Here is a 1,998-nt window from a genome sequence, read left to right as displayed (position 1 = left end):
GGTCGACAGCGCGCTCACCGGCTGCGCCCTGGCGATCGCCGAGACCGGCACCATCGTGCTGCGCGCGGGGGCCGCCCAGGGCCGGCGCGTACTCGCCCTCGTACCGGACCACCACGTCTGCGTGGTACGCGCCGACCAGGTGGTCGCCTCGCTGCCGCGCGCACTGCCCCGACTCGACCCCACCCACCCGCGGACCTGGAACTCGGGTCCGTCCGCGACCAGTGACATCGAGCCCGACCGGGTGGAGGGCGTGCACGGCCCGCGCCGGCCGGACGTCGTCCTGGTGGAGGACCGGACCGGCTGACGGCGGGGCGGGCGCGTGGGAACGCCGGGCCGGAACGGGAGCGGTCCTCCCCGGTCCTCCCAGGCACCCCCGGGCGTCCGCCTCCGGCCCGCCGTTCCCCGGTCCGGCGGGCTCCGGGCTGGCGGTGGCCCTCGGTCAGCGGGCCGCCGCCAGCCAGTCCCGGTAGTGGGTGGGGGCCAGCCGGGCGCCGGGGCCCGGTGTGAGGACGTCGCCGGGGACGGCGGCGAACAGGCCCGCCCGGTCGTCGACCAGGACGGGGCGGCGGTCGCCGCGGGCGGCCAGGGTGAGGCGACCGATCTCGTCGAGCGTGAACCGGTCGGGGCCGGCGACATCCAGGCTGCCGCCGAGCGGCGCCCCGGTGGCCACGTCGGCGAGCGCGGTGACGACGTCGGCGCTCGCGATCGGCTGGATCGGCGTCGCGGGCAGGCGCACGGCGTCCTCGTCCGAGGTCCAGGACATCGTCGGTTCCATGAACTCGAAGAACTGGGTGGCGCGCACGATCGACCAGGGCGTCGCGCCGCCGCGCAGCAGCTCCTCCTGGAGCGTCTTGGCGCGGTAGTAGGCGAGGTCGGGGACCAGGTCGACGCCGACGATCGAGAGCGCGACCTGGTGGCGCACTCCGGCCCGCTCGCCTGCGGCCAGCAGGTTGCCGACCGTGGTGCGGAAGAACGCGATCGACTGCTCGTCGAAGGTGGGCGAGTTGGTGACGTTGACGGCCGCCTCCGCACCGGCGAGCGCCCCGTCGAGACCGGATCCGGTCAGCAGGTCGACGCCGGAGGAGAGCGAGGCGGTCGTCACCTCGTGGCCCCGGGCGGTGAGCTCGGCGGCGAGCTGGGATCCGATCAGGCCGGTACCGATGACAGTGATCTTCATGAGAGTGCCTTCCTTCGCCGGCCGGGCGCGAACACCCGACCCAAACTCGGACAAGTTCTATCCGAGATACTACTCGGATATCCTTTGTCCGAGTCAAATGGAGGCGCAATGAAGCTGTCGGGTGGCGTCGAGTGGGCGCTGCACTGCTGCGTGGTGCTGACCGCGGCCGCGGAGCCGGTGCCGGCCGCCCGACTGGCCGCGCTGCACGACGTGTCGCCCAGCTACCTGGCCAAACAGCTCCAGGCCCTGTCCCGCGCGGGTCTGGTGCACTCGGTGCAGGGCAAGACCGGCGGCTACGTCCTCACCCGGGAACCCGCCGGGATATCCGTACTGGACGTGGTGCAGGCCGTCGACGGGGCGGACCCCGCCTTCGTCTGCACCGAGATCCGCCAACGCGGCCCGCTGGGAACCCCGCCCGAGAAGTGCACTGGGCCGTGCCCCATCGCCCGGGTGATGGGCGCCGCCGACGCGGCCTGGCGCGCCTCACTGGCCGCCGTCACGATCGCCGACCTCGCCGCGACCGTGGCCGCCGGCAGCGGACCCGAAGCACTGCCCACCGTCGGCGCCTGGCTGGCGCGCAACCCCGACTGATCCGGACGACGGGCCGGTGACCGGGTCGGTCCGGGGTCGCAGGAACGTCGGGTCGTCGGCACGCCCGGTCACCGGTGTGCGGCCGTCACGGCGGCCGGCGGGGTGGGTGCGCGAGTTCGCGGCCCGGCAGCCGGAGGCCGGGCACCACGCGGTGCTGGAGCGGGCCGCCGACGCGCTCGAGCAGGCCGCGGGGCGGGAGGTCGTCCCGGGCGGCGACGGGCAGCTGGACG

General features: G+C 74.9%; 3 protein-coding genes. 2 read left to right on the top strand and 1 reads right to left on the bottom strand.

Going from position 1 to position 1,998, the window contains the following annotated elements:
* The coding region (locus VR45_RS26695) for an LUD domain-containing protein (protein ID WP_045942386.1) at positions 1 to 304 on the top strand (304 nt) is incomplete at its 5' end.
* Positions 305 to 439: 135 nt separating this feature from the next.
* Here the strand turns inward: VR45_RS26695 and VR45_RS26690 are convergent.
* Positions 440 to 1,177 (bottom strand): SDR family oxidoreductase, encoded by a 738-nt coding sequence (locus VR45_RS26690; protein ID WP_045942385.1) that lies wholly within the window; start codon positions 1,175 to 1,177, stop codon positions 440 to 442.
* A 108-nt stretch (positions 1,178 to 1,285) separates the two neighbouring features.
* Here VR45_RS26690 and VR45_RS26685 point away from each other — a divergent pair, with 108 nt between their 5' ends.
* On the top strand, positions 1,286 to 1,768 hold the full coding sequence (locus VR45_RS26685) for an Rrf2 family transcriptional regulator (protein ID WP_045942384.1): 483 nt from the start codon (positions 1,286 to 1,288) through the stop codon (positions 1,766 to 1,768).
* Positions 1,769 to 1,998 lie beyond the last annotated feature (230 nt).

The organism is Streptomyces sp. NRRL S-495 (assembly GCF_000966955.1).
GTDB lineage: Bacteria > Actinomycetota > Actinomycetes > Streptomycetales > Streptomycetaceae > Kitasatospora > Kitasatospora purpeofusca.
This window is presented reverse-complemented; position numbering and strand designations above follow the sequence as displayed.